15 protein-coding genes are annotated in these 20,646 nt (G+C 39.5%); 6 read left to right on the top strand and 9 right to left on the bottom strand.

Annotated elements, in window-relative coordinates:
* Positions 1-37 precede the first annotated feature (37 nt).
* The 9 genes from ACLKML_RS06310 to ACLKML_RS06270 form a co-directional block, all read right to left on the bottom strand.
* Positions 38-1,933 carry a sensor histidine kinase gene (locus ACLKML_RS06310; RefSeq protein ID WP_413282865.1) on the bottom strand — a complete coding sequence of 632 codons (1,896 nt, stop codon included), beginning with the start codon at positions 1,931-1,933 and terminating at the stop codon, positions 38-40.
* 10 nt (positions 1,934-1,943) lie between these two features.
* Positions 1,944-4,169: an EAL domain-containing protein gene (locus ACLKML_RS06305; protein WP_413282864.1), complete on the bottom strand. Its 2,226-nt coding sequence runs from the start codon at positions 4,167-4,169 to the stop codon at positions 1,944-1,946.
* A 399-nt stretch (positions 4,170-4,568) separates the two neighbouring features.
* Positions 4,569-7,106, bottom strand: a complete 2,538-nt coding sequence (locus ACLKML_RS06300; RefSeq protein ID WP_413282863.1) for an EAL domain-containing protein — start codon at positions 7,104-7,106, stop codon at positions 4,569-4,571.
* 216 nt (positions 7,107-7,322) lie between these two features.
* A complete protein-coding gene (locus ACLKML_RS06295) occupies positions 7,323-8,243 on the bottom strand; it encodes an isoaspartyl peptidase/L-asparaginase family protein (RefSeq protein ID WP_413282862.1) in 921 nt (306 codons plus the stop codon).
* Between the two features lie 10 nt (positions 8,244-8,253).
* Complete coding sequence (locus ACLKML_RS06290) at positions 8,254-9,138, bottom strand: polysaccharide deacetylase family protein (protein ID WP_413282861.1); 885 nt, start codon at positions 9,136-9,138, stop codon at positions 8,254-8,256.
* Positions 9,135-9,947, bottom strand: a complete 813-nt coding sequence (locus ACLKML_RS06285; RefSeq protein ID WP_413282860.1) for an SDR family NAD(P)-dependent oxidoreductase — start codon at positions 9,945-9,947, stop codon at positions 9,135-9,137. The genes ACLKML_RS06290 and ACLKML_RS06285 overlap by 4 nt, the downstream gene beginning before the upstream one ends.
* Before the next feature lie 11 nt (positions 9,948-9,958).
* On the bottom strand, positions 9,959-10,984 hold the full coding sequence (locus ACLKML_RS06280; protein ID WP_413282859.1) for a ketopantoate reductase family protein: 1,026 nt from the start codon (positions 10,982-10,984) through the stop codon (positions 9,959-9,961).
* Positions 10,981-11,682, bottom strand: coding sequence for a creatininase family protein (locus tag ACLKML_RS06275; RefSeq protein ID WP_413282858.1), 702 nt, complete (start codon positions 11,680-11,682; stop codon positions 10,981-10,983). Before ACLKML_RS06275 ends, ACLKML_RS06280 begins: the two co-directional genes overlap by 4 nt.
* A 22-nt stretch (positions 11,683-11,704) precedes the next feature.
* Positions 11,705-12,652, bottom strand: coding sequence for a GntR family transcriptional regulator (locus ACLKML_RS06270; protein ID WP_413282857.1), 948 nt, complete (start codon positions 12,650-12,652; stop codon positions 11,705-11,707).
* Between the two features lie 701 nt (positions 12,653-13,353).
* On the opposite strand from ACLKML_RS06270, the gene ACLKML_RS06265 reads away from it, so the two are divergent.
* From ACLKML_RS06265 to ACLKML_RS06240, 6 genes are all read left to right on the top strand, one after another.
* Positions 13,354-14,937, top strand: a complete 1,584-nt coding sequence (locus ACLKML_RS06265) for an ABC transporter substrate-binding protein (RefSeq protein ID WP_413282856.1) — start codon at positions 13,354-13,356, stop codon at positions 14,935-14,937.
* 70 nt (positions 14,938-15,007) lie between these two features.
* Positions 15,008-15,982 (top strand): ABC transporter permease, encoded by a 975-nt coding sequence (locus tag ACLKML_RS06260; RefSeq protein ID WP_413282855.1) that lies wholly within the window; start codon positions 15,008-15,010, stop codon positions 15,980-15,982.
* Between the two features lie 2 nt (positions 15,983-15,984).
* Positions 15,985-16,923, top strand: coding sequence for an ABC transporter permease (locus ACLKML_RS06255; protein WP_413282854.1), 939 nt, complete (start codon positions 15,985-15,987; stop codon positions 16,921-16,923).
* Positions 16,923-17,882: an ABC transporter ATP-binding protein gene (locus ACLKML_RS06250; protein ID WP_413282853.1), complete on the top strand. Its 960-nt coding sequence runs from the start codon at positions 16,923-16,925 to the stop codon at positions 17,880-17,882. Before ACLKML_RS06255 ends, ACLKML_RS06250 begins: the two co-directional genes overlap by 1 nt.
* A 15-nt stretch (positions 17,883-17,897) precedes the next feature.
* Positions 17,898-18,890, top strand: a complete 993-nt coding sequence (locus ACLKML_RS06245) for an ABC transporter ATP-binding protein (protein ID WP_413282852.1) — start codon at positions 17,898-17,900, stop codon at positions 18,888-18,890.
* Between the two features lie 11 nt (positions 18,891-18,901).
* Positions 18,902-20,389 (top strand): carboxypeptidase M32, encoded by a 1,488-nt coding sequence (locus ACLKML_RS06240; RefSeq protein ID WP_413282851.1) that lies wholly within the window; start codon positions 18,902-18,904, stop codon positions 20,387-20,389.
* The last annotated feature ends 257 nt before the right edge of the window (positions 20,390-20,646 follow it).

Genomic DNA, 20,646 nt, shown 5'->3' with positions numbered 1-20,646 from the left:
AACATTAATAGAATAACGTCGTTATAATTTTTTCATTTTAATCGCACGGTAATATTGGTGTAATATCTATTGGAATTACCAACTTAAATTCAGTTCCATGATTTAGCGTTGACTCAACATCCACTGTACCTTGCAATGATTTGTCTGTCCATTGAGCTACAAAGTGCAACCCTAAGCCAGTATTACCATTTGATCGACTTGTGGTGACAAATGGCTCAAATATAGTAGGCAAAACCTGTTCAGAAATACCACAGCCATTATCCATAAATTGTATTTCCAACAAACCTTCCTTGTTCTTGCTTGCCTTTATTGTGATCACACCACCCACATTAGGTTTAAATGCATGGGTCAATGAATTAACAATCAAATTCTGCAGTACTTGCGATAAAACACCAGGATAACTATGTAGAATTAAATCATCATCTATTTGTGAGACAATTTTGACTTGTTCGGTTTTTGCTTGATGAAACAAAGATCGGACCAAATCATCAATCACTTGTTTAAGCTCAAATGTAACTAAATCGTCCTTAGCTCGGTCAATCGCTAAACGTTTGAAACTGCGAATAAGTTGAGCGGCACGTTTTAGGTTTGTTTCGAGTAAATCCAGTCCAATATCATTGTTTTGTATATAGTATTCTAAGCTAGATTTCTTCAAACCTTTAGCCAACGAATTTTTTAGCTTACTAAGTTCGCTACTCTGTTTAGATACAACCAATATTGAGGCACCGATAGGTGTATTTAACTCATGCGCAACACCAGCAACCATCATACCTAACGCCGATAGTTTCCCCGATTTGACTAAATCGGCCTGTAGTTGGTGCTGTTGTTCTAATAATCCTATGACTCGTTGATTATTAATTTTTAATTCATTTTTATCGGCTATTAGTTGCTGATTTAAGCGATATAAGGTCAGTTGAAAGATAATATCACGATAAAGTAAGAAACCACCAATCGAGGTAATACAACCAACAAATATCAATGCTTGATAAAAAGCCGTGTACATTAATTCTTTTATTATTGTGGATGGCGTTACCGCCAAAAATAAAATAGCATTTTCTTGACTGCTATTATTAATAATGTCAGTATGTCGATAACTTATTAATTGATCATCGATAAGAACAGCATTAGATTCCTTTATTTTCTGTGTGCGTTGCCATAACTCAGAATTATTTAACGCAAAATTATTCTGGTGTTGATCTTTATCCGCCCCCCATTCTTTACTCTCATCGGTATGCAGTAGCCAAAAACCAGATTGATCTATAATTTCCAACCGAGTATGACCACGGTTAATCGTACGGAAAGTGTTGAATAAATGCATAAGGTCATAATTGAGAATGAGTGCTCCTTTACGCATAGAATCATCCTTGCCGGTTTGTAAACCTACTCGGATAGTTGGCTGGTAAGGCATCTGAATCACTTCGTTTTCTATATTAAGATCAATAGGTGAGAAATAAACCATTGGATACGGGGTACTCATCGTTTCTGCAAAATAATAACGAGCTAACTTATTTTGCAATAATGGCTTAGAAACGATTGTACTTTGACCATTTTTAACATCGACCCTTACTTGCTCTTGTCCCTCACTATCTAGCCAGCGAACTTGCAGCAACGAACCAACACTCTTTCCGTATAGTGAAAAAACCTTACCCAGATTTTCTGCATCAAAAGCGACGCCTTGTTGCAGTGTTTTTGCAACAGACGGCGTTTTATATAACCAATTAATACTGTTATTCATATCGCCTAACGTCCTATTAAAGATCGCTAAGCTATCGCTAAGTATTGATTCGTGCTGATATTTGATCGGAGTGAGTAATAAATTTAATCTATACTTATAAAATACGCTTCCAGAAACCAGAGCAACGATAACTAATGCAGTTAACATAATACTAAACTTACCAAGCCATATTGTCGGAAGTTCCAATAAGTTTTTCATACACGACTACTTAGTTACGACTTGCTTTCTTATTAAGCCAACTAATAATATCGGCTAAAGGCATCGGCTTAGAAAATAAGTATCCTTGCCCATACCGACATCCTCGCTGCAACACGATTTCTTTCTGTTTAGTGGTTTCTATTCCTTCTGCAATAACCGTAAAACTAAATTGATCTGCTAACTTCATGATCATATCTACCACATGAGAACTGGCTTTATCATTTTCAATATTCATCACGAAACTACGGTCTATTTTTATGCATGTAGCGGCCAAGCGAGAAACATGCGACAGTGAAGAATACCCCGTACCAAAATCATCAAGTGCAATATTCAGCCCTAACTGTCTGAGTTTCATTAATATCGGATTCATTTGATCATAATCTAACATTGCTTGAGACTCGGTAATTTCAAGTTCAAGTAACTCGGGGTCAATATTTCTTTCCGTTATAGCGTGAACAATCATATCAAGATAAGTCTGGTTTTTGAGGTCGGTACAGGTTGCATTAAATGAAATGGGAAGTTTATAACCGGCCACATTCAATACTTCAATCGCGTTCAATGTTTGCTCAAAGACAAAACTATCCAGTTGATTGATTAGTCCAGATTGCTCTGCAATAGGAATAAACACTTGCGGAGAAATGAATTGACCTTGTTTTTTCCAACGCAGTAACGATTCAAATCCAACAACAACATCATTGATCATATCGATTTTAGGCTGTAAAACGATAGATAGTTCATTGTTGCTAATAGCTTCTCGCAATTGATTCATTAATATTGATTCAGCTGTAATATCAATAAAATGATCTGGATTGTATTCAATAATAGAGTGGCATTCTTGGTGAGCTATTTGCAATAGACTCAGCCCAAGGTAAAGAATTTTTTCGTGAGGGATACCGATCAGTAACTGCATATCCATTCGAGCAATGGTCAGTTCTAAACTGTGAGGAATATCTCTGACCATCACTGGCTGATCGATTAAAGAGTAAAGCGACTGTTTATCAAGAGCGTCACCTTTAACACACAATATCACAAACGCATCTGTGCCAACACGGGCGATAAAGCTATTGTCTGAGCTCATACTTTTAATCGTGAAATAGAGCTGCTTAATGATATCCATTGCATGTTCTTCGCCAAAAATAAGAACATTAGAGGCGAAATGATTAACATTTAAAATCAATAATTCGCTATTTTTCTTATCTTCTTCAGTCATATTAGCTAACTCGCGCTGCAACCAATTTTGATTGTGTATTTTCAATACACTATCTTGGTATGCAAGCTGATTAAGCCGACTAATAAGGGAGATTTTAGTAAAACCACTATTAATGTTTTCACTAAATAAATTCAATAGATTGATATGAAAGCCAGAAAGTGGGGTATCGTTGTTCACTAAGATAAGAAAGTGGTCAGCCAATTTTCCGTCACCTTTAAAATAAAGTGCAGAGAAATTTTGGTCGAATTGATGAGTTTGGCTCTCCAGTGCTTGTTTACAAATTTTACCGAATAAACCTTGCGACTCTATATTAAAATCTTGCCCAATCAAGTTAATCGAACTGCCGCTAGCCGCGACAATTTTAGCCTGCTTTATTTCACTAGGATTGTCGTTAACATGTTGAATAACGCAGACTATTCCTTTGGTATTAACACCAACCACCCGGCCAATTTCAGATAAAACAACTTGGGTAAAAGAATCAAAATCATATTTACTGCTTAAACTACGTGCTGCGTCCACCACCATTTGTAATCCAAGGTAACCCTGCTTTAATTCTCTCAACGTCTGCCACGTTCGCAAATGAGCCGAGATCACCGTACTCAACTGGTCATGATTAACTTCGGACTTATTCCAATATTCATCGATGTCGTATTCTTGCATCACAGATTGACGTGGTGCAGATCCTGGTTGTCCGGTTAATAAAATAATTCGAACCGCTTCATTACCTTGTACATTACGAATAGTATCCACTAACCGTAATCCTGCATCGTCTCTTTCCATAACAACATCAAGTAAAATAACCGCAATATCATCATGCTTTACTAACATTTCTGCCGCAGCAACGGCGGAGTTTGCCGTTAATATTTCAACTGGTTGTCCTTGCACAACCAAATCACTTAACCCATACAATAAAGATTGTTGATAGTTCAGATCATCTTCAACGCTTAATACTTTCCAAGAGGTACCAGATTTATCCTTACTATCACTGAACGCTGACTCGGATATAAAGAGACAACTATCTTCCATAAAAACCTCGCCACTGACTAATTATTATAAAAATTCTAGTAATATACGAATATCTTAAATTTAATATACATGCAGTTTGCTTATTTAACTACTTTGGCATCTAAGATAATGGTAAAAAATTTCAAAAAAGTGGCTTTATATCTCAGACTAAAGTCTAATTAATTAACAATAAGTTACAATTAATTAGACAAGATCGCTATCGTTAGTTTTGTTAATAATTGGCGTTTTTTTTGGAGCCACATAGAATTAAATCGAATGGTTAGAAAAAGACAAAATAATAGCTTAGAGAATTCTATCTTTACCGCTTTTTTTTAGCTAAATAGCGATTTGAATCAGCGTGTGATAATTAATTTTAACTGTCGATGTTAAATCATTATTAAGATTAAACCACTATTGATACTAACCTCTATTATTTAACCACTGCTCAATTTCTAGTGGCTTAAGTGGTTTAGAAAAGAGATAACCTTGCGCGACATGGTACCCCTGCTCTTTTAAGATTTTATACTGAGATTCCGTTTCAATACCTTCTGCAACCACGTCTAAATTAAGACTTTCACCTATCTGAATAACCGCCTGACTAAGAGCTTGGCTAGTCGTGCTAGATTCTATCTCTGTAACAAAACTCTTATCTAATTTCAGTTCTTTAATCGGGATGCTTCTTAAGTAACTCAAACTGGAATAGCCTGTACCAAAATCATCAATGGAAAAACAGACACCTTTGTCATGAATTTCATACAATGTTTTCATTGTGTTGGGATTAGTGTCTAAAAACACGCCTTCTGTCAGTTCTAGAATCAAATCAGAAGGTTGCAAATTATTAATCTCTAATTCAGCCATAATTAAATGACACAATTCTTTATTGTGAAAGTTTAATGGTGATAAATTAACGGATACGGACGGTACTTGAACGCCTTTACTTCTCCAAATAGACATCTGTTTACAAGCGGACTTTAATGCCCAATAGGTTAAGTCTCCAATCAGTCCACACTCTTCTGCCAGTGGAATAAACTTTGCCGGAGAGACAAAACCAAGCTTAGGGTGTACCCATCTGGCAAGCGCTTCCACACCATGCAAGCTGCCATCTTGCATTTTAACTTGTGGTTGATATACAAATTCTAGTTGATTGCCTTGTATTGCTTTTTCTAATTCTTCTTCTAATTCTTGTCGATCTTGAGCTAATTTATTCAATTCATGGCTGAAGAAAGCAAAGCGCCCTTTGCCTAAAGCTTTAGCTTGATACATTGCCATATCAGCACGATGGATAAGTGTTCCAATATCGCTACCATCATCAGGATAAACACTTACACCAATACTGGTTGACGGATAAATTTGGGTATTTTCAACCTTATAAGGTGCCGTAATGGCTAATCTTAACTCTTCGATAAAATTGTTTAAGGCATCCATGGTTTTATTTTGTGAAACAATAACAAATTCGTCACCAGACAGCCTGCCGCAGAAATCTCCATTGTCACATTTGTGATTTATTCGTGAAGCTATCTCTTGTAAGAATGCATCGCCAGCAGGATGACCAAAAGTATCATTTATGAATTTCAATCGATCAAGGTCGAGAAATAAGACCGCCAGTCTCGAATTATTCTGCTCAGCTGCGCTTATTGCTTGTTCTGCTTCAGCATGCAATAAACTTCGATTTGGTAAATGAGTTAAGCTGTCGTAATACGCTAATTGTCGTATGCTTTGTCGGTGGCTTTCTCGCTCAATAGCAAGCCCACAAACAGGCGCAAGAACATTCGCAAGGGTATAATCAATATCGCTTGGTTTTTGCTTGTCTCTACGATAAAAAGCAATAACACCGATCGTTTCACCGTTTTTTCCTTTAATGGGAGTAGACCAACAGCTTGCAATCCCGGAGGAATATTTCACTTGATTAAATTCGTTCCACAACGCTCCTTGTTTCATTTCAGAAATAAACGTATGGTTTTGAAGTCGCCCTTTTTCTATGGCTGATGTCGTGTCATCAGTCATATTGATATTATAAAGTTCTTTTTTGTGTTCTGTTGCAAGTCCTGAGCACGCGAGCAGTTGCAATTTTCCTTCTTCATCGACCTTAAAAATGACTGGAATAATGCCATTGCTTATTTTTTCTGCTTCTTGACAGGCAGCTTCCATTATTACAGTTAATGCTTCATCCTGAGCAATGGCGTTTAAAATATGAGCATGAAGAACTTCATATAATTTTGTTGCGGTAATATCGGATAAAATAGTCACTACATGAGAGAATTTACCGGAGCTATCAAATACTGCATTAGCCATAACTGAACACCACAATTCTCTTCCATCTTTGGTGGTAATCCGTTCTTCAGTATTGATTGCTTTACCCAGAATAAGGTTTTCTCTTATCTTGACCACTTTGTTTGGTTCAAAGTGGTAAGCAAGGACATCAATGGGAGAACATCCTAGTACTTCATTTTCATCGTAACCAAAGATGTTTTTAAATCCTTGGTTAATGTAAGTAAGTTTCCAGTCATGATCAGTAATAAAAATAGCGTTGTCAGTTTTATCAGTTACAAGCGAGAGTAATTCTATTTGTTTCCTTTGCTCAACTAACTCGGTAACATCTTTCACAAAGGAGGTATAAAGCACTTCTCCGTCTACTTCTACTTTTGAAATAGAAAAGGCTCCCCAACGCACAGAGCCATCTTTTCGTACTATTTGAATATCTCGGCTAGTACCGACAATTTTATTCTCGCCAGTATTTCTATTAGCGTTAACAAAATTATCGTGATTCGGTTTAATATGATCGGGAACCAGCACCTTTACATTTTGGCCAATCACTTCCTGTTTAGAGAATCCCCACAGACGTTCCGCAGAAGCGTTGTATAGAATAATGATATTTTGCGCATTGATGACAACAACGCCGTCTATCGATTGTTCTAAGGTTTGAACAAAAACGTTGGAAAGGTGCTTGTGGTCTGACATAGAGATTCTCTGTTTACGGATTAGCTATTTAAATTAATTATAAATATAGAAAAAATAAGTAGTTAACGATAACTGACGGTTTAAAAATTACAATGTCGTTGCGGCAACCTTGCATACTTTTTCAATCATCGTTTTCCTAATCCTATAGAGTATTACTCACCCTTGTTAAAGTGAAGTTTTTTTAATCGTTATTATTTTAAGTCCAACCACAAATTATCAGAATATAGCAACCATCATGTCACTTTTTGAACTCACTGAGCCTCGGTACATTCCAGAAGAATTGAATGGCATAGAAATATTACCTTTGTTATCTACGGCAATTAGACCACCAGTACCGTCATTGGGTAGCAATTCTTCCATTACCACATGGGTTGCTGCTGAAGCTAGGTCTTCACCCAAAAAGCGCATGCGTGATGAAACATCCGCCGCCGCAGTAAAGCGCATAAAAATCTCACCATAACCTGTCGCCGAAACCGCGCAGGTAGTATTACTTGCAAATGTACCTCCACCAATAATTGGACTGTCGCCTACTCGACCCGGCAGTTTACCGGTCATTCCACCGGTTGATGTTGCTGCTGCTACATTGCCATCTTTATCTAATGCAACAGCACCGACGGTTCCATGACGTACCGCAGGATCATCGGAGACCTTACCCTGTTTTTGTAGTATTAAGGTTTCTTGCAGTGCATCCCAACGCTTTTGGGTAAAAAAATAGTCGCTAGGTTTGATCACTAGCTGGTTACTATGCGCTATATCATTTAATGAATCGCCAATAATAAACGCGTGATCTGTTTTTTCCATCACTTTTCTAGCCAATAAAACAGGATTTTTCGGACCACAAACACCGGCGATAGCGCCAACATTTTGCTCTTTTCCGTCCATCACGGCCGCGTCCATTTCATGGGTCCCATCGCTGGTAAATACCGCCCCTCTACCCGCATTAAACAGAGGGTGATCTTCTAATGCACAAACAGAAGCACATACGGCGTCCATTGCCGTTCCATTATTTTTTAGAATCGTTTCTCCTGCTGCTAGCGCCTGTTGTAGCCCTTCAATATATTGTTTTTCAAGTTCCGGTGTTAACTGTGCTCTATCAATGGTGCCTGCACCACCATGAATCGCTAATGCGTATGTCATTATTATTCCTTTATTTATGCTCGTTTAAACAGTAATTCGCAATGTCTTCATGCGTTGCTATCCAGCAATCGCCTTTGGATGTGATGTTGTCCAGTAGTTGCTGCAAGATAAAAATACGAGAACGATAGCCAATGATATGAGGATGCATGGTGAGTAAGAATAATCCGCCTTCAGCATAAGCGCCTTCAAACTCTCGCGTGAAAATATCTAATACATCAGCAGGTGCAGTATAAGGACGTTGTGCGCCAAAACGATTCATCAAAAAATACGGTGCATCATCTCTTATCCATTCGACAGGTAATTCGACGATCCCGGTGTTTTCACCGTTTTGTACAATTTCGTATGGATCATCGTCTGCAAATAAAGAACTGTCATACAGCAACCCCATTTCACGGGCAATTTGTAAGGTATTTTTGCTGTAATCCCATGATGGCGTTCTCATTCCAACAGGCCTTTTACCAATCAGATCGGTGAGGGTATCTGACGCCCTCATAAGTAACGCCTTTTCGGTTACATAGTCGAGTTCGGTGTTTTTTTCGTGAATCCAACCATGCAGCGCGATTTCATGCCCTTCTGCATGCAATTCAATCTGTTCTTGCGGATGGATTAAAGCTGACACAGCAGGAACAAAAAATGTCGCTTTGGCGTGGTATTGCTGCAATACAGAACGAATACGAGGAATGCCTTTTCTTGAGCCGTATTCTCCCCAACTTAAACGAGACACCGATTTTGCTCCGTCTCTCAATTCATTGGTTTCATGGTCACTATCAAAACTTATTGCCACCGCACATTTGGCACCATTCGGCCATTTTTTTGGCAATAATGAACGACCAGCACGAACTTGATTAACTAAACCTTGCCATGTTGGATCGTCCCATTCATGTGCTTCACTCATCGATGGCCTCCGTCAACAGATAACACTTGGCCACTGATCCAATTTGCTTGTTCGGAAAGGAGAAACAAAACTGAGTTGGCAATATCTTGTCCCGAACCTAAACGACGCATATTGATATTGTCTATCATATCTTGTTGTTTTTCTGTCCCTAATGCTTGCCATTGCTTTAATGTAGAAGGATTAGATAACACAAAACCTGGTGCAATGCAGTTCACCCAAATTCCATGAGGCCCAAGCTCTTGAGCTAACTGTTTGGTAAAACCAATAAGCGCATGTTTTGCCGAGGTATACGCTTGAATACCAGTCAAACTTGGCCTCAAACCTGCCCCAGAAGAAATCGTCACTATTGCGCCTTTGCCCGCCGCTTTCATTTGAGGCGTTAATGCCTGACACATCCACAGTGCAGTATGTAAATTTGCATCAAAAATATCTTGCCATGCTTCCACTTCAATATGCTCTAGTGGTTGGCCTACTTGACCACACACGCCTCCGGCTGCATTAACAAAGCCATCAATTGTGGCGTATTTTTCATACAGTCCTTTAACCAATTTTTGCACTTCGCTTTGATCACTTAATTCAGCAGTGTAACAATCGAATTTGGGGCCCGCAGATAAAGAAGTTGCCGATAAAGAGGCTCTAGAGGCTTGAGTTGCAAATGAATGCTCTGCATATTGCTGCAATCCTTTGCTGTCTCTATCTAAACAAATAACCGTTGCGCCTGCCTGCTGTAAACTCCGCGCGGTCGCAGCACCAATACCTTGGGCGGCTCCGGAGACGATGTACGTCTTCCCTGAAAAATCAAAAATCATTTCACTATTCCTTAGCGATTTAGAGTCAAAATCAGTTCATCGACTAACTCAGACTTTTGTTCACGATGGCCGTTTTCTATAGCATTAATTAAAGAGACTAAACTCGTTAAAGCAGGGGTCTCGATGTTCAAACGTTCGCCTTGGTCGATGACGGACTGTATTTGCGCATCCACCTCTGTTTTACGCTTTCTTATTGCCAAATCACGCCAAATACCTGAGTGTGTCTTTGCCGTTTTACGATTGTGAGCAACCATCATGTCTAACGATTGTTGAACTGCGATGGGATCCTTGCTTAGAAATGCATCACACTCAAAACCATTAAAACTCATTGGTTTAATACCAAGTGCTTTGGCGAGTACCATAACTTCATGGCCCAGTGACGCATACGCTTCATAATGTGCCTCTTTCGCCATAGCATCTGACATCGAATCGGGTGTCAAAGCGGTACAAATTAGCAGCGATCCATAGCCTAACTTGCCCCACAAATAGCCCCAGATATTGTCGGTTAAGACAGAGTCAGGTTCTAAAATCGAGAATAAAGCGTGTACATCTGTTGCGCGTTGGCTAATCGAACCATCTAGCTCACCTATCGCAATCGCCGCTCGATTACCATACAAAATAACGCCCGGTTCTAGCCAATCAGCACCAAAATTAACAAAGCAGCCTACTGTCTTTTCTGCGCCGATTTTTTTGGCAATAACATGCTCATTTAGACCATTTTGCGCCGACACGACAAAGCCGTTTTCTGACAAAAAAGGCGTTAACATATCAACAGCACCGTCAGTATGATGGGCTTTAACCGCCAAAATAATGCAATCGTATTGCTGGGTAAGCTGTGAAGGTAAAAACGCCTTTAATGGTTGATTAAATGCGTCAACTGGCCCTTGGATATCAAGCCCTTGTGCGTTTATTTTTTCTACATGTTCTTCAACAATATCAACTACATGAACTTCTTTACCAGCACGAGCCAAATACGCGGCAAGTACCCCACCAATTGCGCCAGCCCCCCAAATTAATATCGGTTGTTGGTTGTTCATTTCCAATCTCCGGTTAATAATTCGCGTGCTTCATCCACGGCGACTGCCCAAAGTTTGTCCATATTTTCATCACTAAGTTGATAATATCCGCCGTAATTACCATCGCCAATAAGTTTACGTACTCCTGCTGAGTCTCGGTCGCGCAACCTAGAAAAATCTACGTAAGGTTTTTGTTCATCAGGCATTTCTACGCCCTCTAACCGTGTCCATGGAAAGTTTTCCATCCAACTGGCGTGACTGGCGATTGGGTCAATTTCTTTAATGCACGCGAGTGCTTTTGGTGCTTTCCACCAATCATGGAATCGAATAGTGACGTCGCTGTGACTTTCCATAAATTCCATTGTTACCGGCATAACTGGAGTGTTGCCACCATGACCGTTTATGATAAGAATTTTTCTAAAGCCGACTTTATACAGGCTTTCTAACACGTCATTAACTAGTGCCGCATAGGTTTGCAATTTGAGAGAAATAGTGCCTGGAAAATCCATAAAATAGGGCGTAATTCCATAAGGTATGGCGGGAAAAACTGGAATACCTAAAGGTTCAGCAGCATCTTGGGCCACTTTTTCTGACAGAATAGAATCGACCGACAAGCTTAAATAAGCATGCTGCTCGGTACTACCAAGCGGTAATACGCACACATCATTATTTTTTAAATATTGTTCAATTTGCATCCAATTCGATTGCGAAACTAGCATATAAGAGTCCTTTACTATATTTTTATAAAATCATTCTTGAGTGGAGTTGTTTATTTAAATCATTCATGTCTGGTACATATTGATATTCAAAATGAACAACATTTTTAGGTAGCTTTTCTTGAGTGATATCAACACCCGTAGAATAAATAAGCACGTCACAACCGTGAGATTTATTGGTGAGCTCTCCCGGAACGTGATGCACGAAATTGATGTCATTAACGTGAGGGGCAAATTTTTTCATATTGGTTTTTAAGAAGCTAATAAACCCTGAAAAATACGAAACCACGGTCACTTTTGCATTGCTGTCAATCGATGCTAAAGCAATGCGAGTTTGTTGGTTGGGTATCAAGTTAAATGCAATAAACTCTGCATTTGGCCAAATATCTTTTGCTTGCTGATTGACATTAATAGGGCCAAGAACGTAGTTAATGCAGCTGTCTTGATTATTTTTCGCTTGATCAACCGTACTGCTTTGAAATACGATCTGGTCATTGCAAATATGGTCTTTAATTACATCTAAGTAATATTGCGTTTGCTTGGCAAAGATGCCCAGGATCATGATTTTTATTTTAGGGTTAGCCTTCATCATTAAAAACAATCGAGTCGAAATAACATGCGGTTCAATATCCGCTTTCTTGGCTAATTTGAGTAATTCTTCAATTTTTTTATCTATCTCAAATAACGCGTTCTGATCGGCCTCTATTTTGTAATTCGCCACATAAGTACCAGCGCCTACTTTAGATTCGAGTAAACCAATTTTCTTTAACTTGGCAAAAACGTTGCTCACCGTAACTGGCGACATACCAGTTCGACTGGCGATCATACGGATGGTGGGTAACTTGCATCCTGGTTTTAATTCACCGGAAGTAATCCCGTATTCAATTACACCTCGGAGCTGAACGGATAACGGAACTTCTAATTGCGAGTCAATCGAGTCAATTAAATCCATTGTATTTTCTAAATGTTTCATATGAATCCTAAGTCACATAAATGTGGTTCTGTTGCATGTATCGGTTGATGTCGTTTGGATCGAGCTTATCTCTGATAAATATAGCCACATTGTTTAATGTATGATTTCGTCTCACACTTATCTTTGAATCCCACATTTATTTTTGAGTCTCACACTTATCTTTGAGTTCTACATTTACCCTTGAGTCTCACATTTACTCTTGAGTACGACATTGGCTATTACGACTGTTATTTTCCATTTCGTCTAATCGATGCCGATTAATCTAATAAATAACAGCGCGTCTAATAGATGTCGAAAAATCCAAATTGTTATCATGAAGTATACAATAACAGAGTGACGTCACCATGAAGCAAATCAACATTCGCACGTTATATTGTTACTCAACAAACCAAATTGTTACCCTAACAGTAACATTATTACTAATGACCAGCGCAAAAATCAAACAAATACGCAAAAATTTAACATAAAATTAATTTTTAAAAACAATAAAATAACAATAATAAATCCAATAAATCAGAAATAATTAGATAAAAATACCGTTAAATTTATATATACAACAATAATAAGAATTTAAAACTAAACATTTAAACAAAAACAAATTTTAATAAATTTACAGGCACTTGCTCAATTGGGAAGAATATTGTTACATGTCATATGACGATATATGGACTTAATTATCAATAATCAAAAGGAAGTGTAATATGATATGTAACAAAAGCTTGAAATTAGTCTCAGCTAGCATCTTGTGTGCTTTGTCTTTAGCTGGTACCAGTGCTTACGCAGCAGACAGTGAGTTAGTATTGGGACTTCGCGCTGGACCTGATTCTATTGATCCCCATTGGTCAACATTGGGTACCCAAGCTGAGGCACTAAAACACATTTATGAAACGGTTGTCAGTGTTGATGGCAAGTTACAATTACAACCAGGGTTAGCAGAAAGTTGGCAGGTAATCAGTCCGAAAGTATGGGAATTTAAAATACGTCAAGGCGTTAAGTTTCATGATGGAACCGATTTAACCGCTGAAGATATAAAATTCTCTATAGAGAGGATTTCTTATGCGACTGGCCCGATGTCGATGACGCTTTACACTAAGTACGTCGACAAAGTTGATATCATTGATGATTACACAATTCATATCACTACTAAGGTCATTGCACCTTCCCTACCTAACGATTTCACTCGTCTTTTTGTTGTCCCTTCTGAAACAGGTGATAAAGCTCGTAACGCTGATTTTAATAGCGGAGAGAAAGCAATTGGCACAGGCCCTTACAAATTTGTTTCTTGGCAGCCAAAAGGGTCATTAGTTTTAGAAAGAAATGACGATTATTGGGGTAAAGCACCTGAATGGAAAACTGTTATCCGTAAAGAGATACCAGACGACGCTGCGCGTGTAGCGGCACTTCAATCAGGTTCAGTTGACCTTATTAACTACGTACCTGCTTCTGATTACCTGGCACTTAAAGGACAACCAAAATGGGATACCGTTGTTGGTGATTCTGTTTATATTTTAAATATTGCGCCATCAGTAAAAGATGAAGAACCACAACCAATTAAAGTGGATGGTAAAGAAGTAGAAGGTAACCCACTGCAAGATCTACGTGTTAGAAAAGCACTTGATCTAGCGATCAGTCGCGACATTCTGGTTGATATTGTAATGGAAGGACTCGGTCGCCCAGCTAATCAGCTGATGCCAGAAGGTTTCTTTGGCTATTCTGATGAATTAGGTGAAAAGCAATACGATATCGACCAAGCAAAACAATTGCTTGCTGAGGCTGGTTATCCCAATGGTTTCGAGGTTGATTTCACATGTACCAATAACCGAGTTCCTGGCGATGCGGTTATTTGTGAAGCATTAGCACAAATGTGGTCTCGACTTGGTTTGACGGTTAATGCACAAGCATTAAATGGTACGGTTTTCTTCCCTGCTGCTGCGAGAGAAGAATACACCATGCAAATGTCTGCTTGGGGCACAATTACAGGCGAAGCGGCTTATACCTATGGCGCACTGGTGCATACCAAAGATCCAGAACAAGGGTTCGGTAACTTCAACCGAACTGGTTATTCAAATCCAGAGTTTGATGACTTATTCACCCAAGGTGCAAACGAGTTAGATAGCGATAAGCGTCAAGCTTTGTATGAACAAGCTTCTTTTGTGGCGATGGAAGATCGTGCGCTTATTCCAACCATCAACTTACAAGTGGTATGGGCAGCGAAAAAAGATAAGTTTTCTTTTGCTCCACGTATAGACCAAGAAACATTGGCATACGATATTACCTCTAAGTAATTATTATAAGCCAAAGCCATACAGCTCAATTGTTGTATGGCTTTAACATATTCAATGGAGTGATTTAAATATGTTTAGCTTTTTAATCATGCGTCTGTTTCAAGCTATCGGTGTTGTATTTACAATGTCCGTCATCGTATTTGTTGGTGTTTACGCTATTGGTAACCCAATTGACGTTATGATTGATCCTGGCGCTACACAAGAAATCAGAGAGCAACTGATTAAACAATATGGCTTTGATTTACCTCTTTGGCATCAATATTTTATTTTCGTCGGTAATGTATTTAATGGTGATCTCGGTTCTTCCATGATCTATAACATTCCTGTGACTGATCTGGTTTTTTCTCGCCTAGGTGCAACCGTTGAACTGGTATTTGTTTCGGTTCTTATTGCGGTATTTATCGGCATTCCTGCTGGACTATGGGCAGGTTACAAACCAGATTCCAAATCAGCTCAATGTATTATGGCGTTTTCTGTTATTGGCTTCTCTGTACCTACTTTCTGGATAGGCATGCTTTTAATCATGACCTTTGCTGTTAGTTTAGGTATTTTGCCCTCTGGAGGCAGAGGTGAAATTGGTGAGTTTCTAGGCTTTTCTTCATCGTTGTTTACTGGCAATGGCTGGTCACATGTAATTTTGCCTGCAATCAATCTCTCATTATTTAAAACAGGCCTGCTTATTCGACTTGCAAGGACAGGCATGATTGAGGCAATGCGTTCCGATTATGTCAAATTCGCCCGTGCTCAAGGCTTATCCGATTTTCAAATCGTTTCGCAGCATATTCTTAAAAATATCTCCGTGCCTATTGTTACCGTTTTCGGCTTAGAACTCGGCTCTACATTGGCCTTCGCGGTTGTGACTGAAAGCGTATTTACTTGGCCTGGTGTCGGTAAGTTAATTATTGATTCAATTCAACAACTCGATAGACCCGTTATGGTTTCTTACCTTGTTTTTGTCGTTATCTTATTTGTCATAATCAATTTGATTGTAGACATCATTCAGGCGCAATTAGACCCAAGAATTAGATTAAAAGGGAAAAGTTAATCATGAATGCCACTAAAATTGACGCTCAAAATAATACGGATTCAAGTGACGCCGCAGCTGAATCATCAAGAACTAAACAGCTTAAAGCCTTTTGGAAAGAATTTGCCAAATCAAAACTAGCGGTAAGTGCACTGGTATTAATCGTTATATTAATGGTTCTTGCCTTTGGCTCATCTTTTATTGCACCTCAAAACCCCTATGATTTGGCCAACTTAAATTGGTTCGATGCTTTTCTGCAACCAGGAAAAATAGGTACGGGTGGTTATTACCATGTTTTAGGCACTGACAACGTCGGTAGAGACATGCTTTCGGCTATTTTTTACGGCCTAAAAACCAGTTTTTCTATCGGACTAACTTCTGGGATCATTGCATTAAGTATTGGAATATTAATTGGTTTAACTGCTGCCTATTTCGGCGGTCGCGTTGAAGCCATTTTGATGCGTATTGTTGATCTGCAGTTGGCCTTGCCTGCTATGTTACTCGCCTTGGTTTTGGTTTCTGCATTAGGACAAGGAATTTTCCAAATTATAACCGCACTTGTTATCGCTCAGTACGCCTATTTTGCGCGAACAACTCATGGTGCAGCCAAAGCAGAAAGAGGCAAAGATTACATTGAAGCGGCGCGTTCTACACCGCTACCTGACAACTATATTTTGTTCAAGCACATGCTGCCTAATATCCTACCTCCGTTAATTGTGGTAGCGACGGTACAAATTGCTGGCGCGATTGCTTTGGAAGCAACACTCTCGTTTTTAGGTGTCGGTCTCCCTATCACTGAACCTTCTCTTGGTTCATTGATATCAAATGGCTTTAAATATATTCATACCAACCGCTACTGGTTATCTATTTTCCCTGGTATTGCGCTAATGATAATTATCATAGCAATCAATTTGGTTGCCGATCATGTTAGACATATTCTTGACCCAAGGAGAGCAAAGTAATGCAACACGCATTAGAAGTAAAAGAATTGACCACCTGCTTTAATACCTCGGAAGGGAACGTCACAGCAGTAAATAATGTCAGCTTTTCCGTTCAACCAGGTGAAATTATGGGCTTGGTTGGCGAAAGTGGTTCAGGTAAAAGCGTTACTGGTTTTTCGATATTAAACCTTATTGAATCGCCGGGTGAAATTACTCACGGACAGGTTCTAGTCAATGGCATTGATTTGCTTGCTATGTCGGCGTCAGAAGTACGAAAAATGCGAGGAAAACACATTTCGATGGTTTTCCAAGATCCCATGATGACGTTAAACCCAGTTTTAAAAATTGGTAAACAGATGACCATGGCGATTCAAGTTCACAAAAAAATGTCAAAAAAACAAGCTTTGGCGCGGGCACAAGAAGTCCTTGAAATTGTAGGTATTCCTGCAGCAAAAGAGCGGCTAGACGCCTACCCTCATGAACTATCGGGCGGCATGCGACAACGAGTAGCCATCGCTATCGCTTTATTGCACGAACCTGCAGTGATTATTGCTGATGAACCAACTACCGCATTAGATGTGTCGATTCAGGGTCAAATTCTATCGGAAGTACGTCGCTTAGCCGATGAAACCAATACGGCCATTGTATGGGTATCGCACGATCTTTCTGTTGTGTCTTCGCTAGCAGATAAAGTATCAGTAATGTATGCAGGTCAAATTGTCGAATCTGGCGATACACGCGATATTATCAATAACCCTCAACATCCATACACTCAAGGGCTGTTAGCATCTGTTCCTAGCCTGCATGAACCTGGCAGCAACATACCGCAAATTCCAGGTTCTGCGCCTTCTTTAGCCAATTTACCTAAAGGGTGTGCCTTTAAACCACGATGCCATCTGGCTTCTGATCAGTGTAATACTCAGCCTGCAGCACAGACTTCTGCACAGGGCTATATTCGCTGCCATCACGTCATTAACTGAGTCAGGAGAGATATCATGGAAGACATCATATTAAAAATTGATAACGTATCGAAACGATTTACATTGCCCAGTAATGCTATCGACAGATTAATCAGTCGAATCACCAAACAACCATTAAATGACACGGTTCATGCGGTATCGCAAATATCAGTCGAAGTTAAAAAAGGCGAGGTTCTCGGTATCGTTGGCGAATCAGGCTGCGGTAAGTCAACGCTTGGCCGTATTATTTCCGGTATTTACACGCCTTCTGATGGCAACGTAACGTTAAATGGCCAGCCAGTGGCTCAATTTCGCGATGGCCGCGTGGTAAAAGCCACCACCAAAGTGCAAATGATTCATCAAGATCCCTTTGCCAGCTTAAACCCTAGAATGCGTATTGGTGAGCAAATCAGTGAAGGTCCAGTAAAAAATGGCATCATACATAAAAGTGAGGCTGCAAACCGAGTTCAAGAATTATTGCAACAGGTTGGTTTAGATCCATCCTATGCCAATCGATTCCCTCATCAATTTTCTGGTGGGCAAAGACAGCGGATCGCCATTGCTCGTGCTTTGGCTATGGAACCCGATATTTTAGTATTTGATGAAGCAGTGGCTTCTTTAGATGTGTCGATTCAAGCACAGGTACTGAATCTGTTTATGGACTTGCGCAAGAAACTGAATTTAACCGCAATTTTTATTAGTCACGATCTGTCGGTGGTGCGGCATATTTGCGACCGTGTAGCCATTATGTATCTAGGTAGAATGGTGGAACTTGCGGACTCAGAAGATCTGCACAAACAACGTTATCATCCTTATTCTCAAGCACTTTACAGTGCAATTCCAGAATTAGGCAAAGAAAAAGGTGACTTTAATCCGGTCACAGGAGAAATCCCATCTCCTCTTTCTCCGCCAAGCGGTTGTGCGTTTCACCCACGTTGCCCAATTGCGCAACCTATATGCTCGAAACAGTACCCAGAAACCACGACGGTTGATGGCCGTCGATTCGCATGTCACGTACTTAATAAATAATCAGGATGAACATGAACAATTTTACCCAACGCGTCGCCACGATTAACGATATTTTATGTAGTGTCAACTTACTGACTTGGGATAGTCGTGTGATAATGCCCAAGGGAGGCGCTGCAACTCGCGGCAACCAAATCGCTAGCTTACAAGCGATAGCCCGAGAAAAAATCATCGACCCTTATTTGGAAGAACAAGCTCATAATATCCTTGCTACTTCGGCTTCTGAACTAGAGACCAAAGCAGCACAAGAAGTGGTAGATGCTATCGAATACCACAAACGAATTCCTCTTGAATTGCTTATGAAGCAGGCGGAACAATCCGCAATTAGTGGCCAAGCGTGGCAAGAAGCCCGACAAAAATCCGATTTTGCGCATTTTCAACCCCACTTGCAAAATACGGTAAAAATGAGCCGAGAGCTATCGGCACAATTTGACGCCGCGCACCCGTATGATCCCATGCTATCACTATATGAGCCGGAAGAAACTTCAGCAAGTATCAGTAAAAAATTTGACCATTTGCGAGCAGCGTTATTACCAATCATTGAAAAAAATCATGCCGCAGAAGCACCTAGAACCGATTTTCTAACTCGAAATTTTCCCGTTGAATCTCAAAAAGCCTTCTCTCACGAATTGGCCAATATTCTGGGCTACGACCTAAACCACGGACGCATTGATACCGCCAATCATCCATTTGAAATAAGTTTTACCCGTGAAGATGTTCGAGTAACGTCACGCTGGTCTGAGAATTTTCTACCATCATCGATTTTCGGTACCTTGCATGAAATCGGTCATGCTATGTATGAAATGGGCATTTCTCCTGACTTCACGCGCAGTATCTTTACAACTGATTTACGCGGCCTTTATGCCGTTGGTGGGACCAGTTTCAGCATGCATGAAAGTCAATCTCGCCTAATTGAAAACCACGTTGGACGCTCACAAGGCTTTTGGGACAATCATTATGATCTGTTGCAAAGCTATTTCTCTAGCCAACTAGGCGATGTATCCAAAGAGGAGTTTGTCAAAGCGATTAACCATTCCAAGCCTAGCCTAATTCGTGTCGAATCGGATGAATTAACCTACGATTTGCATATTATGCTGAGAGTTCGACTAGAAATGGCGTTAATGGAAGGCAGTATAGAGGTTGCCGATTTACCTGCACTATGGAACGAATCGATAGAAAGTGACTTAGGTATTCAAGTCCCTAACGACGGGCTTGGTGTGTTGCAAGATATACATTGGTCAACAGGCTATATCGGTTCATTCCCAACTTATACCATCGGTAATATTACCGCAGCTCAAGTAATGAATTCGATCAATAACCGTCAGCCAGATATAACTCAAGCCGTCAAACAAGGAAATATCCATCCGCTGAAGGATGAACTCACTCAACAAATATGGACTCATGGCCGCAGCAAAACGAGAAAGCAACTATTAACATCAATGGGAATAGATTCAGAAGACATCACTCCTTATGTTAATTACCTAAAGTCTAAATTTTTGTAAAATTTTTCTCAAATTAACCTCCACATAAAACATTTTGTCCTCCATAACGCTAGCCGCTAAATTATATTGCTAGCGTTATTTTTTTCTAACAATTAATTCCTTAAACGTTCACTCTAACGTCACTTACTAGTCATATAAATCTGTTTGATATCTAACCATAATATTAATTAGTATAAATATTACGTAAAAACTCCACTTAAAATACTAACAGTAACTAATTGTATTTAAATAAAATTATATAGAACGACATACTTAAA

It is taken from the genome of Vibrio sp. MA40-2, assembly GCF_047302445.1.
In the GTDB taxonomy this organism is placed as follows: Bacteria; Pseudomonadota; Gammaproteobacteria; order Enterobacterales; family Vibrionaceae; genus Vibrio.
This window is presented reverse-complemented; position numbering and strand designations above follow the sequence as displayed.